We start from the raw sequence: 17,723 nt of genomic DNA on the forward strand, positions 1-17,723 counted from the left end.
GTTTCTCGTTTTAATATTATAAGGGAATTACATACTGCAGTACTGGTGATAGAAAACCATGTTCCGAAAGCGGGCGCAATTCCGAATCCTGCGGAAAAGGGCCATTTTGTTGAATAATATATGTTAAAATTAATGCTAGACCGATTGGAGAAAGTGAAATATAGAGCCAAAAAGTCAAATACCTAAGATGGGAGGCGGAGTAATATAATCGATAGAAAATTCATGATTAAAGAACTACAATGATATTGTCATTTTAGGAGGAGTTTCCTATGAGTGTTATCTATCCAAAAGGGGCTGACTGGCGTATATGGGATTTACATATTCACACCCCTAAATCAATCGAGAATAATTACGGGGGAGACGATGACAAGGTTTGGGAGGAGTTTATATCTAAGTTAGAACAACTTCCCGAAGCAGTAAAAGTGGTAGGCATAAACGATTATTACTTTATTGATGGATATGAGAAAGTTATGGATTATAAAATTAATAAAGGTCGAATGTCCAATTTAGAACTTATTCTTCCCGTTTTGGAGTTTAGGGTGGATACCTTTGGAACAAATAATGGCAAGAATTTTTTAAAGACTAACTTACATATTTTATTCAACGTAGAAATGGAAAATTATAAAGCAGAAGTGCAGGACATTAAAGATGAGTTTATATCTAGGGTGAATCTTAGTAGGCATCACCCAACAAAAGCACTTAGTCGTAAAAGCTTTGTTGAAGCGTCAAGTGATGGAACGTTGCAAAAAGGTTTTGAAGAGCACTGTCCTAAAACAGAAGAGGTTTTTGAATTAATAAAGGGAGATAGGTGGAGAGAAGAAGTATTCCTGTTTCTTGGGTTTAAAGAATGGGTTAATACTGATAAGGGTAACCAAGTAAAGCCTTTGAAGCAAAATTTATATGACAATGTTGATGCAATATTTACTGCCTCAAAGCTTGAGGATATTCCTAAGAAGCAGGATACTTTATCCGCGTTTGGTACAAAAAGTCTTTTTCATTCATTGGACATCCATGATTTAACAACTTTTGATAATTATAGCTGTAACACATGGATTAAAGCTGATCCAACTTTCGAAGGTTTAAAACAGATTTCCCATGAGCCAAAAAGGATTAAGATACAATATAATAACCCTATTCATGATAATTTAAAGCCCTATTTTTCTGAGATTAGAATACCGGAAAGCAAAATATTTGAAGATAAAGATGTTAGCTTTAAGAAGTGTGATTTGTCACTCAACAGGGATATGGTAGCAATTATCGGGGGACGTGGAACAGGAAAGAGCCTTTTGTTAGATTCTATTGCGAAAACTCTTAACAAAACGGATTTTACTAAAAGAGTAACAAAAATGAATTCCTTACAGGATTTTGAAATTGTATACAGCCATGAAGATAGTAGTCTTAGTGAGTATTATTCAGGTAATAGTGAAAATAATTTTTTAGAATATACTCATGTTAGTCAAAGTGAGGTTCAATCCATAGTCGAAGATCCGAAAAAATTAGGACAAACAATATTTGGTTTACTATTGTTGCACTCCAATACCTTAACAGAAGGAGAAGAAGCAACAATTTCGAATATAAACTCCGAAATTAAGGTTTTAAAGGATTGGTTTTTTACAGAGGATGAAGAGGGAAATCGAATAAATTCAAATGATTACAATAGCCGTTTGAAATCAGATTATGAAAAGCGAATACAAAGTATAACTAATGAGAAGAATAGGAGGCTAATTGAAAAATATACTGAGAATAATAAAAGTAACAATATCAGTATTAAATTAAAAGAAGAAACAGAAGAGCTGTTAAAATACATTGATGAAACCCAGACACATATAAACAATAAAATTAAAAAGTTGAACGAAAATAAATTCGATATAACTGTTGATACAATTGATTTAAAAAGCCATGTACAGTCTATTGAAGACTTAAAAAACAAAATCAAAGACTCACTAAAAAATTCGAGTCAAGAGAACAATCAGATTGAGAAAGAATTTAGAGAGAAAGGCTTAGAAGGTGATATATCTACTCTGCTAAGTAAAGTCAAAGGGTTTCAAGACGAAATAGAAAAACACGACGATAAGTTAAAATTGAATGAAAAAAAACGAAATGAATTGGCGGATTATCTTAGTCGAAGGAAGAAATTTAGTGAATATCTTAAACATAGATTAGATCAACAAAAAGATGATATAGACAAAAAGTGGGATGAATTAAAGTCAAACCCAAGCTGGACAAAAAAACAAAGAAAACTGATAGAAAAAATTCTCGATGGGATAAATGTATACGGAGAAATTCTTTTTGATGAAGATAAATTCTATGAGGTTATAGAAAAATGTGTTAATGGTGTGAAATTTAGGACCGCTAGAGCTAATAATGAATCCAAGATAGACAAATTAAAAAAATTCTTTAACGTACGTAATGAACGGGACTATTTAAAATTAATATCAAATGAGGAAATAATATGTTTGGATTTAGACAAGCCGTATATTTCATTAGAAATGCTGCTGGACTATTACCCGGAGTTTCTGAGTGGTGATGGGGAATCTGAATTAATCAGTATTCTTTACACATCTACCGAAAGAGAAAAATACCTGAAAGTAATACCTAGGGTTGAATACTATGGTAAAAAGCCAGGCGAGTTGAGTATAGGACAACGTGGGACATTATTTATTTCACTAAAATTAGCGACTGATCCTTTTTCCAACCCATTTATTTTTGACCAGCCTGAAGATGATCTGGATAACAAGTTTATAGTTGATAAATTAATGCCGGTCCTAAATGATTTAAAGGAGTATAGACAGATTATTGTCGTAACACACAATGCAAATATTGTAGTTAATGCTGATGCTGATCAAGTTATTGTTGCCCACAACGATTCTGAAAGTCTCTCCTACATTTCCGGTTCATTAGAGAATACTTTTAGAGTTGTAAATTATGATAGTGAAAGTAGTGAAACTCTCACCCATCAAGGTATTAAAGAACATGTATGTGAAATCCTTGAGGGAGGAGAAGATGCTTTTGAGAAAAGAGAGAAAAAATATTCATTAAAATCAAAGCAGTTATTCACTAAAACTAACGAAGAAACTACCGTTGTCAATTCGTGATGATATGGCGGTGTTGTATGGGTTGTTGTGCTTTTAAAATTAAGATGTTGATAAAGTGTTTGGGTTCCTAAGCAATCGGGCGCAAAAATTTAATAATGATGGAATGTTTCAGTAGTTTTTACATAGAGGTGACTAAGCTATGAACCATTTAACCAAAGGATTATACGGAGAAAATGCTCACGTTAACACATTGACGATTTTCGATGGATTAGGCATCGAGCAAGCAGGTGAGGTGGTTCTTAACCAGCATTCAATCTGGCAAATTCTAAATCATATGATCTACTGGCAAGAATATATTTTACGTCTTTTGAAGGGAGAAGAGACAGTATCGCCAAAACATGCTTCAGAGACATGGCCAACAGAGGTAAAACCACCTGCCAAAAAGGATTGGGAATTGGCTGTTAACAAATTTACAGATGGTTTAAATGAAGCTGTACGATTTGCAGAAAACGAGCATGGCGTTTCAAATGGTCAGATGGAGCATCTTCTTTCGTTAATTTCCCATAATAGTTATCATTCCGGGCAAGTTGTGATTATCAGACGCTTTCTGAATCAGTGGCCACCTCCTACAGGTGGAGATACATGGTAGAAGCACACTATAGAGAGAGCCAATATTTGTGCCATCGATCTTACGCAAACGGGCGCGATTGTTGAAGACCAAACGCCTAATTCCTTGCTGAAAAAAGGAGGAAATAGACTTTTTTATCCTTCATTATTTTAAATATTACCCCATTGGTAAATGCGGTGGCAACAAGTGGTAAGTCTTGTGGCAATCACTGGTAAAAAAGATGACAGAAGCGGTACATTCTTTTGGCCGTAATCAGGTGTGATTACGGTCAGCGTTTTTACCACCTCTGCTATTTTTTTGTACCAGTGTTTGACAAATAGGTTACCAAGTGATATCAACTTGAAAATAATTTTGTTTTGTATTATTCTTTAATTATAAAGATTACCAATTTATTGGTTGTGGGGCGGTACCACACTTTCTCAAATCGTTGTCAATGCATTTAAGTGGAAAAGGATGGTTTGTCGGAATCCTATGGGCTGGCTTATTATCCACCAATATCGCTAATTTACTTGAATTAACTAAACTTTCAGGAGTGATTTGGATGCTACTAAATGGAACACCGATATTTTTATCAACCCTTGTTGTCTTCGTGAGGAAGGACAAGCGTCACCAATTTTTGGATTGAGGACACAAGGGCCATAAATACTCCACTATATAAAGTGGATTATAAGCCTGCCTTTTGGCGGGCTTTATTCATTTCAACTTATTTATTCATTAAAATTAACAAAAATCAGAAAAGCAAAGTCTGTGCGGAAGAGATAATGATATATAATAGAAGAAAAAATTTATATATAAATGAAAGTGACCCCAAACTAAACAGTTATAATGGTTAAGAGAAGTTTTTTCTAGTAGGGCAAGATGTTTAAATTGAGGGTCAGCAATCAAAATAATTAATATTCTATGAAGGATTTAAAATAGATTGATGCGTTTGAATTGAAGGGTAGTAAAAAGGAGAGGGCATTTCCATGATTTCATGATGGACCAGAAGTAAAATCGAAGTTTATGGAGCCGATAAATAACATAAATGTTTTGTTTAACGTTATTAATTTAATAAAAAGCTCTATGTTAGGAAATGTAAGGAATAGATTATATGGTAGAATAGATATACACAGGTCATACAAATTAGTATGAAAAATCGTAGAACATAACCTGATTTCAGGTGGTTATACTTAGACATATTTGGATTAAAGGTACTTAGACAAAAATTAATTGATAGATAAGCTGAAATCTTGTGGTATCATATGTTTTGGTCTAGTCACCCGATATATGCATGAGTTTAAAAAGTAAAATAAGTCGCGGACCGCTGGCAGGACCGGTTGTTGCAGCTGCAGTTATTTTACCGCGGGAATTTAAATTGCTTGGACTGAATGATTCCAAGCAATTAAATGAGGAAACACGGAATGAATACTTTACAATCATTAAAAATGAAGCTGTGAGTTATGGGATTTCCATGATCGATAATCAAAAAATCGATCAGGTCAATATCTATGAAGCTACGAAACTGGCCATGTATAATGCAATCTGGCAGCTTAATCCTGCACCGGATCATATATTGATTGATGCAGTGTCACTAGATCAGCTGTCTTGTACGTCTGAATCGATAACAAAGGGTGATCAGGAGAGTATATCGATTGCAGCTGCGAGCATATTGGCAAAAGTTACCCGGGATAATTTAATGAAGGAAATACATAAGGACTACCCGGCGTATGGTTTTGCGTCCAATATGGGATATGGCACAAAACAACATCTGGACACACTGACCGAACAGGGTGTTTCACCATATCACAGGAAATCATTTTCACCAGTACACAAAGCCGTCAGTCAATAAAGTGAAACTGCATTCAGTGGGATTCTTCGACGCACAGGACGTGCTAGTGCCGGTGTTGCGACAGGACGTCACGATCTTAACCTGCCCCACTGAATAAGAAGAACAAAGGCTAAATACGCAGCGTCGTGTTGCAAATGCCTTTGTGATCTGCATCATGCAGCCCGAACAGAATTGGACCTTAACAGGCAGTTGTATCTGGCTCGTTTTAGTGATTTCCCTAAAACGAGAGGCTGGAACGTACTACCTGTATAGCAGGAAAAATAGGGAGAGGGTCTCATGAACGTACAACAGCTCCTGTCAGGGAAAACATCTAATATTGCCAAATCGCCGCAGGTTTTAAGACCCGGTCAAATTATTCAGGGTAAAATTATGAAACTGTACCCTAATCAAAAGGCGCAAATCCAGCTTGGCACACAAAAGGTGATTGCGCAGCTTGAAGCTTCTTTGTCAGCTGGCGGGAAATACCATTTTCAGGTGCAGCCGTCAGATGATGTTGTTCATTTGCGTGTCATCGGTGAACAGTTGCAAAATCACAGTTCCCAAAACATGATGGCATTACTGCAGCAACTAGGGATGAAAACTTCAGGGTCGAATGTCGCCCTATTACAGGCGTTGATCAAAGAAAAAATTCCCTTTACCAAAGAACAGCTGCAAAGGGCCTTCCAGTTATTGAACAGTGCTAAAAATAGGCAGACCGCACAACAAACTATTAAAGGCATGATTTCATCCGGACTGCCTATCACCGATATGGTTTATCAGGCATTAGCTTCTGTAAACGCTGGTGGCATGACCGATCAAATGACATCAGTGCTGAATCAGCTAAGACAGACGCCTGACCAGACAAGTCTGCAGCAAAATCTCATGCACCGTATCAATCAGATACTGGAGCCTTCACCAGGCAATAGTACACTCGTTAAGCAAATCGTGACCGAAGCATCCAACAATAACCAACAGCTTTTTCAGGCTTTAAAGGTTGCTGGCGCTATTGATGCACACGTGGATTTTTCCAAATGGAAAGCTGAATGGACGACATCCGCCAGACAAGATGGCAGCATCAATGGTAAACAGCCATTTCAGCTGAATCGTAGTGAAGCGCTGCAGCTTCTTGAGGCGCTGCAAAAAAATGGTGTCCGCATCAGGAAAGCATCCCAGGTATTCGTGCAGCAGTGGTCATCAACCATCGAAAACGCTGCACTGAACAAGCAATCGATATCGGGACAGGATTTTTGGCAATTGAAACAGCAGCTTACAAAATCACTCATGCCACTCATGTCAGGTGCCCAACATGAGCATTTTGCCAAACTTATCCAAAACAATCCTGTTCAGTTGCAGCAGCTGTTGACAACATTGCAGACGATGGCCGGCAGCCAAACATATACAACCATCGAAAATGTGCTGACACCGTTAAAAACCGAAAATACCTTTCTTTTTTCTTCACCAAAAGAACAATTTTTAAGTCAGATCCAGCAAGTACTGCAATCTACCGGCCTAACCTATGAAAATCAGCTTGCAAAAAATCAGTTCCATGAGCAGCAGAATACGATTAAATCTATGCTGCTGCAATTGGTTCAGCAAAACGATGGTGCTGTTAGTGAACGCTCACAGCAGCTCCTGCATTTCCTGAATGGCATGCAGCTACAATCGGTTCATGAAACAGCGAATGTCATTCAGGCACATCTGCAAGTGCCTGGACAAAAATTGGGCTTGCCCGACGATCTCCAGCTGGATTTTTCCGGGCATAAAACAGAAGACGGGAAAATCAATCCCGATTCCTGTCGTATATTATTTTATCTGGACTTTGCTAATCTAAACGAAACCATTATTGATATGCATATACAAAAGCGGAATGTCTCGATAACCATATTCAATGATCGGGATAATCTGACAGAACAGTCGGCTGCATTTAAGCCCATGTTGCAGGAAGGGCTTGGTTCACTTGATTATCAGCTTTCGGCGATAATATTTAAACCGATTTATGACAAAAATCAATCCGCGAATGAGACCATCAGAAAAACGTATCAAAAACCTTATCAGGGAGTTGACTATCGTATATGACAGAAAAACGTCAGAAAGCCGTTGCAATGCGGTATGACCAGGATCGTGAAGAGGCTCCGAAAGTGACAGCATCAGGTAAGGGTTTAAGCGCAGAAGCGATCATTCAAAAAGCTAAAGAAAGCAATGTTCCGGTGCAGGAAGATAAATCGCTGGTTGAACTTTTGGCCGAACTGAACATCAATGAAACAATACCTGAAGAATTATATCAGGCTGTTGCTGAAGTATTTGCTTTCGTATACAAGACTGATCAGCGCATGGATCGTTCTTAACTACTTTTTGTTTATACCTGCAATCGTTGAAAAACCCAAAAAGGGGCATCGTATTTAAAAAACGCATGCTTCTTTTTCGATATGGGGACGGTTGCAGCAGTGAACAGGGCAAAATCTGCCATAAATCGCTATTTCTTGTGAAATCTATCGTTTTTTTATACAATAGGAATGCAGTGAAATTTGATGGGAGGATGAAAGATGAACATTCATGAGTATCAAGGCAAAGATATTTTGCGTGAATCCGGCGTAAATGTTCCGAACGGGCATGTCGCATATACAGTTGAAGAAGCAGTAAACGCTGCCAAAAAACTGAACAGTGATGTAACGGTTGTAAAGGCACAAATTCATGCCGGCGGTCGGGGTAAAGCCGGAGGTGTTAAAATTGCCAAAAACCTGGATGATGTGCGTACATATGCGGACGAACTTTTGGGCAAAAATCTGGTGACACATCAAACAGGACCTGAAGGCAAGGAAGTAAAACGTTTATTGATTGAAGAAGGCTGCGATATTCAAAATGAATACTATGTAGGGCTTGTATTGGACCGTGCCACTTCCCGTGTTGTTATGATGGCATCAGAAGAAGGCGGAACAGAAATTGAAGAAGTTGCTGCCGAAACACCGGAGAAAATTTTCAAAGAAGTGATCGATCCGGTAATCGGGCTATCCGGTTATCAAGCACGCAGACTGGCATTTAATATTAATATTCCGGATGAATTGATCGGTAAAGCAGCAAAATTCATGATTGGTCTTTATAATGTATTTGTTGAAAAAGATTGTTCCATTGCTGAAATCAATCCGCTCGTTACAACAGGTGACGGTCAAGTAATGGCACTTGATTCTAAACTGAATTTTGACGATAATGCCATGTTCCGGCAAAAAGATATTATGGAACTGCGTGATTTGGAAGAAGAAGATGAAAAAGAAATCGAAGCTTCCAAGTATGACTTGAGCTATGTGGCACTGGACGGCAACATTGGCTGCATGGTTAATGGTGCAGGACTGGCCATGTCAACAATGGATATTATCAAATACTTTGGCGGCGAGCCTGCAAACTTCCTGGATGTTGGCGGTGGTGCAACAACTGAAAAAGTAACAGAAGCATTTAAAATCATTTTGTCCGATTCAAATGTGAAAGGTATTTTTGTGAATATTTTCGGCGGCATCATGAAGTGTGATGTGATTGCTGAAGGTGTTGTGGAAGCGACGAAACAAGTAGGACTTGATCTTCCACTGGTTGTGCGTCTTGAAGGGACAAACGTCGAACTGGGCAAACAAATTCTTGATGAATCAGGATTAAATATCACTTCAGCTGGATCGATGGCAGACGGCGCAGAAAAAATCGTTTCCGCAGTTAAAAATTAAAGGTGGAGGCAACCGGTTAGCGACGTGGATTGAACCGCAGAATATATAATGGAAACACGATGCGCATATGCGAAATCGCTGTTGACTTATCGTACGGAGGTAAAGGAAGTCACGATAGTCGCTGGAAACCGGAACTAGAGATGAAAAATTTCAAACTGCATGAAAGTGTATTTGATTGATCATATTGCAGAAAGGACGGACGAAAATGAGTGTATATGTCAATAAAGATACAAAAGTAATTGTTCAGGGAATTACCGGCGGCACAGCCAAATTCCATACGAAACAAATGCTTGAATATGGAACCCAAATTGTTGGCGGTGTTACACCGAAAAAAGGCGGTACAGAAGTGGAAGGTGTGCCTGTATTCAATACAGTACAGGATGCTGTTGACAAAACGGGCGCTAACGCATCAGTTGTATATGTGCCTGCACCAGCTGCAGCGGATGCCATTCTGGAAGCGGTAGATGCGGAATTGGATCTGGTCATCTGTATTACTGAACATATTCCAGTTATGGATATGGTCAGAGTGAAACGTGCAATGGAAGGCAAAAAGACTCGCCTTGTTGGGCCGAATTGTCCGGGTGTAATTACCGCTGATGAAAGCAAAATCGGTATTATGCCGGGATATATCCATAAAAAAGGTCATATTGGTGTTGTTTCCCGATCTGGTACACTGACATATGAAGCAGTCCATCAATTGTCTGAAGCAGGTTATGGCCAGACAACAGCAGTTGGTATTGGCGGTGACCCGGTAAACGGCACAGACTTTATTGATGTACTGAAGGCATTTAACGAAGACCCTGAAACAGAAGCAGTTGTCATGATTGGTGAGATTGGCGGAACGGCTGAAGAAGAAGCGGCTGCATGGGTCAACGCCAACATGAACAAACCCGTTGTCGGCTTTATCGGAGGCGCAACAGCACCTCCGGGAAAACGGATGGGCCATGCCGGCGCAATTATCTCAGGCGGTAAAGGAACGGCTGAAGAGAAAATCCGGATCATGAACGAAAGCGGTATTAAAACAGCTGATACACCTGCTGAAATCGGCGAAACGATGATTAACGTGTTAGAAGAAAATGGTTTGCAGGAAAAATGTAAAACCCACTAATTATATAAGCGGGAACCCAAGGTAAGTACCTATGGGTTCCAGTCTTTTAAAAAAAGGTTGTGATCAATTGGAACTAGTCCGTAAACGTTTGATTCATATTCATCGGTGTCGTGGTATTACCCGCAGAACGACCCGGAAATTTATCCGCTACGATTCCACATTAAAAAGCATTTATCGACTTACTGCCTCTGAAATTAGCCAGTTCTTTTCTCTGCCTCTCAATAAAGCTTCTTTATTTCATTCAGACCTTCGAAATACGACAATAAAATCCCGAATTCGACGAGATTTGAAATCCGTTAAGGTGATCACAGCAGTTGACGGTATGTATCCCTCTGTGTTAAAAACTATAAAAGATGCGCCGCTGGTATTATATGCCATAGGCAACACCAATTTATTGATGCAAAATCCGATGCTGAGTGTGATTGGAACAAGAAATCCCTCACATGAAGCGATGTCTAAACTGGAAACATATATCCTTCCGTTAATCAAAAATGACTGGGTGATTGTCAGTGGAATGGCAGCAGGAATTGACAGTTACGCACACGAGCTTGCAGTAAAACATAATGGAAGAACGGTTGCTGTATTGGGAAGCGGTTTTAACCATATTTATCCAAAACAAAATACGCAGCTTTTCAAACAAATTGCTGCAAAAGGGTTATTGTTATCCGAATATCCCCCGGACACCCCTCCAGAACGGTTTCATTTTCCTGAACGCAATCGGATTATAAGTGGTTTGAGTTTTGGAACATTTGTGATCGAAGCTGCCGAAAAAAGTGGCACGTTAATCACGGTGGATCAGGCACTTGATCAAGGAAGGGAAGTGTATGCTCTTCCAGGATCACCACTCACCCCCTACGCGAAAGGCTGTCACAGAATGATACAGGATGGTGCTAAACTTGTTCAGGATCCAGTTGATATTTTGGAGGATTGGGACAGGATCGAACCAAATTGGGTTATATGAACTGACAATATGTCATAACATGTTTGACAAACACAGCGTAACTATTTAATATTAGTGAAGATTTTCCATTCAATTTATATGGATGCAAACCTGGGAGGAAACAATATGTCTGATTACCTCGTGATCGTGGAATCTCCTGCGAAAGCGAAAACGATCGAACGTTATCTGGGAAAAAAATATAAAGTCAAAGCATCGATGGGGCATGTCCGTGACTTACCGAAAAGTTATACGGGGGTCGACCCTGATGATCAGTTTAAACCAAAATATATTACGATTCGCGGTAAAGGCGATGTATTGAAAGAATTAAAAACAGCTGCCAAAAAAGCCAAAAAAGTTTATCTGGCAGCTGACCCCGACCGGGAAGGTGAAGCAATTGCCTGGCATTTGGCCTATGCATTAAATATTGATGAGGATTCCAAATGTCGAGTTGTTTTCAATGAAATTACGAAGGATGCGATAAAAGAGTCGTTTAAAACCCCGCGTTCCATTGATCATGATCTGGTGGATGCTCAACAAGCCAGACGTATCCTTGACCGTCTTGTCGGGTATAACATAAGCCCGTTATTATGGAAGAAAGTCAAAAAAGGTTTGAGCGCCGGCAGGGTGCAGTCGGTAGCTGTCAAGATGATCATTGATCGCGAAAAGGAAATTGAGAATTTTAAACCGGAAGAATACTGGTCGATTGATGCTCATTTTCAGCAGGACAATGACGTTTTTGAAGGGTCCTTTTACGGAATTGATGGAAAAAAACAGGAACTGAAATCTGAAGCGGATGTTAAAGCTGTCACTGACAAGCTGGATGGTCGAAAGTTTTCAATTGATAAAGTTAACAAACGCGAACGCAGACGTAATCCAGCCAAACCGTTCACAACATCATCATTGCAGCAGGAAGCAGCCCGAAAGCTTAATTTTCGTGCCAAAAAAACCATGATGGTCGCCCAGCAATTATATGAAGGAATCGATTTAGGCAAAAAAGCCGGCGGTATCACAGGCTTAATCACTTATATGCGTACAGATTCCACACGGATTTCAGATACTGCCAAACAAGAGGCCAGAGGGTATATTGAAGATCATTACGGCAAAAATTACCTGGGTAATGCCGGAAAAGCCAAGAAGCAGGAGGGTGCACAGGATGCCCACGAAGCCATACGTCCGACATCAGCCGTTCGTGATCCGAAATCATTGAAAGATATTCTGTCACGGGATCAATTTCGTCTTTATAAACTTATCTGGGAACGTTTTCTGGCTAGTCAAATGGCTCCGGCTGTCATGGATACGATGACCGTCCATTTACTGAATAATGGGGTTGAATTTCGGGCAACCGGATCAAAGGTTAAATTTAAAGGGTTTATGAGGGTATATGTAGAAGGTACCGATGACAAGAAAAAGGATGAAAATAAATATCTGCCTGATTTAACGGAAGGCATGGTTGTTGATGCTAAAGATATCACACCGAATCAGCACTTCACGCAACCGCCGCCGAGATATACCGAAGCAAGATTGGTCAGGACCATGGAAGAACAAGGGATCGGCAGACCTTCAACATATGCGCCTACGCTTGATACGATACAGCGCAGGGGCTATGTACGCCTTGATAATAAAAGGTTTGTCCCCACTGAACTTGGTGAGATTGTAACTGACATTATGAAGGAATTTTTCCCGAAAATAATCGATCTGGATTTTACTGTTAAAATGGAAGAGGATCTGGATTCTATTGAGGAGGGAAAAGCAGAATGGATTAATGTGCTGGATGAATTTTACGAGGGTTTCCGGAAACGGCTGGAAAGAGCTGAACAGGAAATGGAAAAAATTGAAATCAGGGATGAACCCGCCGGAGTCACATGTGAAAACTGCGGACATGAAATGGTTTATAAAATGGGCAGATACGGTAAGTTCCTGGCTTGTTCCAATTTTCCGGAGTGCCGAAATACAAAACCGATTTTAAAGAAAATTGGTGTGACGTGTCCTAAATGTAAAGAGGGCGATGTCGTGGAACGAAAATCGAAAAAAAACCGAAAATTTTATGGCTGTGACCGTTATCCGGAATGTGATTTTGTTTCATGGGATAAACCGATCTCAAGACCGTGTCCGAAGTGTGAATCATTACTTGTGGAAAAGAAAACGAAAAAAGAAACAAGAGTCCAATGCACGAACTGTGATTATCAAGAAAGTGCACAAAACTGACTGCCTGTCAATGACAGGTGGTTTTTTTGGGATGGGTTTTAAAGTCATGATTCAGGGAATCTGATAATATGAAAAGGAATTGCAACCTGACGCTTTTCACATTTTGTCCATAGAAATGGAAGTTTTTTGATAATTCAATTCTTATATGTTGACTATTTAAAATGAAACAGATATAATTGCGCATTGGTAAGGTAATTTACTTGACAGTTGCATCTGGAGACTGCAGTAATGTGAACAACATAGGTAATAAGGCTTATTTTAGAACAATAGATTGAGTCCATTTCTGAATTTTGTTACAATTTAGTTAAGTTTGTTGCCTTCATGTTGTTTCTATGGTATGATTTATTCGCTGTGCAGCGAGCGGGGTGTAATATTGAAAAATTTTACTGAATTAAACAGGGCATTTATGGAGTATTTACAAATCGAAAAAAATGCTTCACCATTTACCATTCAATATTATATGGATGATTTGGATAACTTCTTTACTTTTCTACAACAGGAAAATATCAGCTGTCTTCAGGATGTCGATCACCGGGTCATCCGGTTATACCTTACAAGGTTATATGAGAGAAAACTGGGGAGAAGATCTGTATCCCGGAAAATCTCCAGCCTGAAAAGTTTTTACCGCTTTTTGGAGCGTAACAATCAGGTGACAGTTAACCCATTCATCCATGTCGGTCTTCCAAAAGCTGCAAAACCAATACCGGGGTTTCTGTATATGGAAGAATTGGAAAAATTGTTTGAAGTAAATGACTTAGCAGATCCTATTGGCCAACGCAATCAGGCATTGATTGAAATACTTTATGCAACGGGTATACGTGTCAGTGAATGCCGGGGAATCAGGCTTCCGGATATTGACTTTACCATTGGTACGATGTTTATTAAGGGAAAAGGCAATAAGGAAAGATATATTCCATTTGGCCGTTTTGCCGAGGATGCCCTGGAAACGTACATAAACGATGGAAGGGAAAAATTGCTGGATAAGGCAAAGTCATCTAATAATTACGTCTTTTTGAATGCAAGGGGCGGTCCGTTAACGGCTAGGGGAATTCGCATGGTTTTAAACAAAATAGTGGAAAAAGCCGCCCTGACTGTTCATGTACACCCGCATAAGCTGCGTCATACATTTGCAACCCATATGCTGAATGAGGGTGCCGATCTCCGTACAGTTCAGGAATTGCTGGGACATGAGAATTTATCATCAACACAAATATATACACATGTGACCAAAGATCGTTTACGTCATGTATATATGAACAGTCATCCGCGAGCGGAGGATTAATTTTTCCCGAAAAGAGGTGATGGATGTGACAGCCGAGATGCATGCCACAACAATTTTTGCTGTCAGACATAATGGACAATGTGCCATGAGTGGTGATGGGCAGGTAACTTTGGGAAATGCAGTTGTCATGAAACATAAGGCCAAGAAAGTCCGTACGCTTTATAAAGGTCAGGTACTTGCGGGATTTGCCGGTTCTGTAGCAGATGCATTCACGCTATTTGAAAAGTTTGAAGGAAAATTGGAATCGTTCGATGGCAATCTTGCGAGGGCCGCAGTGGAATTGGCAAAAGAATGGCGAAGTGATAAAGTTCTCCGTAAACTGGAAGCCATGCTTATCGTTATGAATAGGGAAAAGATGTTTCTTGTGTCGGGAACCGGTGAGGTTATTGAGCCTGATGATGGTATTCTTGCAATTGGTTCTGGCGGGAACTATGCATTGAGTGCCGGCAGGGCATTAGTCAGACATGCAAACGGGCTCTCAGCAAGGGAGATTGCACAGGCTGCCCTGGAAATCGCTGGTGAAGTATGTGTCTACACGAATGACCACATTACATTAGAGGTACTTGATGAATAAGGAGGCCTTGGCTGAATGGGGATTGACTATACACCAAGACAAATAGTGGAGCGGCTGGATCAATATATCGTAGGCCAGTCAGATGCTAAAAAATCGGTTGCTGTGGCGTTAAGAAACCGGTATCGCCGAATGAAGCTTGATGAGAATATCAAGGATGAAATTGTTCCGAAAAATATCCTGATGATTGGACCGACCGGGGTAGGTAAAACGGAAATTGCACGTCGGCTGGCCAATATGGTTAGTGCTCCGTTTGTAAAAGTGGAAGCAACCAAATTCACCGAAGTTGGTTACGTCGGACGTGATGTCGAATCAATGGTCCGCGATTTGGTTGAGATGGCTTTACGAATGGTCAAGGAAGAAAAAATGAATGAGGTTAAAGACCGGGCAGAACAAGAAGCGAATAAAAAGCTGGTTGACCTGCTTGTGCCACAGGCAAAAAAACAAAACACCATGAAAAACCCATTTGAAATGTTGTTTTCTGCACAGGATGAAGATGAAGAGAGCAGCGAATCAACTGAACAAAACGATGAAATCAGAAATAAACGCAAACAAGTGGAACATCAGCTGGCATTAGGGGAACTGGAGGACAGGACCGTAACAGTGGAGATCGAGGAGATACCCCCGTCTATGTTTGATATGCTGCAGGGATCCGGAATGGAACAAATGGGAATGAACATGCAGGATGCCTTCGGTCAGTTCATGCCGAAGAAGAAGAAAAAGCGCAAACTCCCCGTTTCAGAAGCAAGAAAAGTATTAACCACACAGGAAGCCCAAAAGCTTGTTGATATGGAAGAAGCAGCACAGGAAGCTATCAATCGGGCTGAACAGTCGGGAATATTATTCATTGATGAAATTGATAAAGTTTCCGGTAAACAGGATAGTGCTGCAAATGTATCCCGTGAAGGCGTACAGCGGGATATTCTGCCGATTGTAGAAGGGTCAACGGTTGTTACCAAACATGGTCCTGTAAAAACAGACCATATGCTGTTCGTTGCAGCAGGAGCATTTCATACTGCAAAACCATCCGATTTGATACCGGAACTGCAAGGGCGCTTTCCAATAAGGGTGGAACTGGAAAAATTAGCGATTGAAGATTTTAAGCGGATTTTAATGGAACCATCCAATGCATTATTGAAACAATATTCGGCATTATTAAAAACAGAAGGTATAAATGTTGAGTTTACAGACCAAGCTGTAAATAGATTGGCAGAAATTGCCTTCCAGGTTAATCAGGAAACGGACAATATCGGTGCAAGAAGACTGCATACGATACTAGAAAAACTATTGGAAGATTTATCGTTTGAAGCCCCTGACATTAACATGGAAACGATAAAAATAACAGATGAGTATGTTGATCAAAAATTAAGTAATATTATAAAAAATAAGGATTTAAGTCAGTTTATTTTATAAGCTGAATAGATGAAATGGAGGATATTTAAAATGGAACTTTTAGAACGTGCAAGAAAAATCAACGCTATGCTGCAAAAAACAACAGGTAAATCAGTGAATTTTAACGACATGTCTGCAACACTAAGAGATGTCATCAAAGGAAATGTTTTCATTGTCAGCAGACGAGGAAAGCTATTGGGTTATGCGATTAATCAGGAAATTGAAAATGAGCGCATGAAATCGATGCTGGAAGAAAGACAATTTCCTGAAGAATATACCCATGGATTGTTTAATATTTATGAGACGACCGCGAATCTTGATATTGACAGTCCATTTACTGCATTCCCGGTGGAGAATCGTGAATTATTCAAAAACGGATTGACGACAATTGTTCCGATTATCGGAGGTGGCGACCGTTTGGGTACACTGGTCTTGAGCAGATTGTCAGACAGCTTCAATGAAGATGATCTACTCCTTGGTGAATACGGGGCAACTGTTGTCGGGATGGAAATCCTGCATGAAAAAACCGAAGAAATTGAAGTGGAAGCGAGAAGCAAAGCTGTTGTACAAATGGCCATCAGCTCTTTATCCTACAGTGAACTGGAAGCAATCGATCATATTTTTGAAGAATTAAATGGTCATGAAGGATTGCTTGTTGCCAGCAAGATTGCTGACAGGGTAGGTATCACCAGATCAGTCATTGTCAATGCATTAAGAAAACTTGAAAGTGCTGGTGTTATTGAGTCTCGCTCACTCGGTATGAAAGGGACATACATCAAGGTGTTAAATGATAAGTTCCTTGTTGAGCTGGAAAAGCTTCGTTCAAGATAAGACTTTCATCACGTGAATGAATTATAAAGAGGCTTGGACAAAAGTATATTAGCCAAAGATAAATCCGAACGATGTGATATGCTCCCTTCTAAGTAGACAGATGAAAAAATAAAATCTGCTACTTTGAGGGGAGTTATTTTTATGCCAAGAAAGAATTATACGATTGAATTTAAACAAATAGTATTGGATGCATATGAACATAAAGGTTTTAGCTTAA

13 protein-coding genes are annotated in these 17,723 nt (G+C 39.7%); all 13 read left to right on the plus strand.

Translation table 11 applies throughout. From position 1 onward, the window contains the following. Positions 1 to 269: 269 nt before the first annotated feature. The 13 genes from BM195_RS12270 to codY all read left to right on the plus strand — a co-directional run bounded on the left by BM195_RS12270 (position 270) and on the right by codY (position 17,506). The gene (locus tag BM195_RS12270; protein ID WP_090238573.1) at positions 270 to 3,095 is read left to right on the plus strand and encodes a TrlF family AAA-like ATPase; all 2,826 of its coding nucleotides are present in this window, start codon (positions 270 to 272) and stop codon (positions 3,093 to 3,095) included. Positions 3,096 to 3,234: 139 nt separating this feature from the next. Further along, a complete protein-coding gene (locus BM195_RS12275) occupies positions 3,235 to 3,684 on the plus strand; it encodes a DinB family protein (protein WP_090238576.1) in 450 nt (149 codons plus the stop codon). Between the two features lie 1,249 nt (positions 3,685 to 4,933). Then, entirely contained in the window at positions 4,934 to 5,491 is a 558-nt protein-coding gene (locus tag BM195_RS12280) for a ribonuclease HII (protein ID WP_090238580.1), read from the plus strand. 276 nt (positions 5,492 to 5,767) lie between these two features. After that, complete coding sequence (locus BM195_RS12285; RefSeq protein ID WP_090238583.1) at positions 5,768 to 7,546, plus strand: hypothetical protein; 1,779 nt, start codon at positions 5,768 to 5,770, stop codon at positions 7,544 to 7,546. After that, positions 7,543 to 7,815: an EscU/YscU/HrcU family type III secretion system export apparatus switch protein gene (locus tag BM195_RS12290; protein WP_090238586.1), complete on the plus strand. Its 273-nt coding sequence runs from the start codon at positions 7,543 to 7,545 to the stop codon at positions 7,813 to 7,815. Before BM195_RS12285 ends, BM195_RS12290 begins: the two co-directional genes overlap by 4 nt. A 198-nt stretch (positions 7,816 to 8,013) precedes the next feature. Further along, entirely contained in the window at positions 8,014 to 9,177 is a 1,164-nt protein-coding gene (gene sucC / locus BM195_RS12295) for an ADP-forming succinate--CoA ligase subunit beta (protein ID WP_090238589.1), read from the plus strand. Between the two features lie 205 nt (positions 9,178 to 9,382). Beyond that, the gene (gene sucD / locus BM195_RS12300; protein ID WP_090238592.1) at positions 9,383 to 10,285 is read left to right on the plus strand and encodes a succinate--CoA ligase subunit alpha; all 903 of its coding nucleotides are present in this window, start codon (positions 9,383 to 9,385) and stop codon (positions 10,283 to 10,285) included. 31 nt (positions 10,286 to 10,316) lie between these two features. Then, complete coding sequence (gene dprA / locus BM195_RS12305; RefSeq protein ID WP_280141266.1) at positions 10,317 to 11,246, plus strand: DNA-processing protein DprA; 930 nt, start codon at positions 10,317 to 10,319, stop codon at positions 11,244 to 11,246. Positions 11,247 to 11,351: 105 nt separating this feature from the next. Next, positions 11,352 to 13,430 (plus strand): type I DNA topoisomerase, encoded by a 2,079-nt coding sequence (topA, locus tag BM195_RS12310; protein WP_090238594.1) that lies wholly within the window; start codon positions 11,352 to 11,354, stop codon positions 13,428 to 13,430. A 373-nt stretch (positions 13,431 to 13,803) separates the two neighbouring features. Then, positions 13,804 to 14,712: a tyrosine recombinase XerC gene (xerC, locus tag BM195_RS12315; protein WP_090238597.1), complete on the plus strand. Its 909-nt coding sequence runs from the start codon at positions 13,804 to 13,806 to the stop codon at positions 14,710 to 14,712. A gap of 25 nt (positions 14,713 to 14,737) precedes the next feature. After that, positions 14,738 to 15,286 (plus strand): ATP-dependent protease subunit HslV, encoded by a 549-nt coding sequence (hslV, locus tag BM195_RS12320; protein WP_090238600.1) that lies wholly within the window; start codon positions 14,738 to 14,740, stop codon positions 15,284 to 15,286. A 15-nt stretch (positions 15,287 to 15,301) separates the two neighbouring features. Next, positions 15,302 to 16,696, plus strand: coding sequence for an ATP-dependent protease ATPase subunit HslU (hslU, locus tag BM195_RS12325; protein WP_090238603.1), 1,395 nt, complete (start codon positions 15,302 to 15,304; stop codon positions 16,694 to 16,696). A 30-nt stretch (positions 16,697 to 16,726) separates the two neighbouring features. After that, a complete protein-coding gene (codY, locus tag BM195_RS12330; RefSeq protein WP_090238606.1) occupies positions 16,727 to 17,506 on the plus strand; it encodes a GTP-sensing pleiotropic transcriptional regulator CodY in 780 nt (259 codons plus the stop codon). The last annotated feature ends 217 nt before the right edge of the window (positions 17,507 to 17,723 follow it).

This window comes from Lentibacillus halodurans, assembly GCF_900112045.1.
GTDB classification, from domain to species: Bacteria; Bacillota; Bacilli; order Bacillales; family Amphibacillaceae; genus Lentibacillus; species Lentibacillus halodurans.

Bases quoted from the DNA above. Each gene is read 5' to 3' on its own strand.
- BM195_RS12280 (WP_090238580.1), top strand. From the start codon at position 4,934: ATGAGTTTAAAAAGTAAAATAAGTCGCGGACCGCTGGCAGGACCGGTT.
- BM195_RS12290 (WP_090238586.1), top strand. From the start codon at position 7,543: ATGACAGAAAAACGTCAGAAAGCCGTTGCAATGCGGTATGACCAGGAT.
- dprA (WP_280141266.1), top strand. From the start codon at position 10,317: ATGGGTTCCAGTCTTTTAAAAAAAGGTTGTGATCAATTGGAACTAGTC.
- hslU (WP_090238603.1), top strand. From the start codon at position 15,302: ATGGGGATTGACTATACACCAAGACAAATAGTGGAGCGGCTGGATCAA.
- sucD (WP_090238592.1), top strand. From the start codon at position 9,383: ATGAGTGTATATGTCAATAAAGATACAAAAGTAATTGTTCAGGGAATT.
- sucC (WP_090238589.1), top strand. From the start codon at position 8,014: ATGAACATTCATGAGTATCAAGGCAAAGATATTTTGCGTGAATCCGGC.
- BM195_RS12275 (WP_090238576.1), top strand. From the start codon at position 3,235: ATGAACCATTTAACCAAAGGATTATACGGAGAAAATGCTCACGTTAAC.
- BM195_RS12285 (WP_090238583.1), top strand. From the start codon at position 5,768: ATGAACGTACAACAGCTCCTGTCAGGGAAAACATCTAATATTGCCAAA.
- topA (WP_090238594.1), top strand. From the start codon at position 11,352: ATGTCTGATTACCTCGTGATCGTGGAATCTCCTGCGAAAGCGAAAACG.
- codY (WP_090238606.1), top strand. From the start codon at position 16,727: ATGGAACTTTTAGAACGTGCAAGAAAAATCAACGCTATGCTGCAAAAA.
- BM195_RS12270 (WP_090238573.1), top strand. From the start codon at position 270: ATGAGTGTTATCTATCCAAAAGGGGCTGACTGGCGTATATGGGATTTA.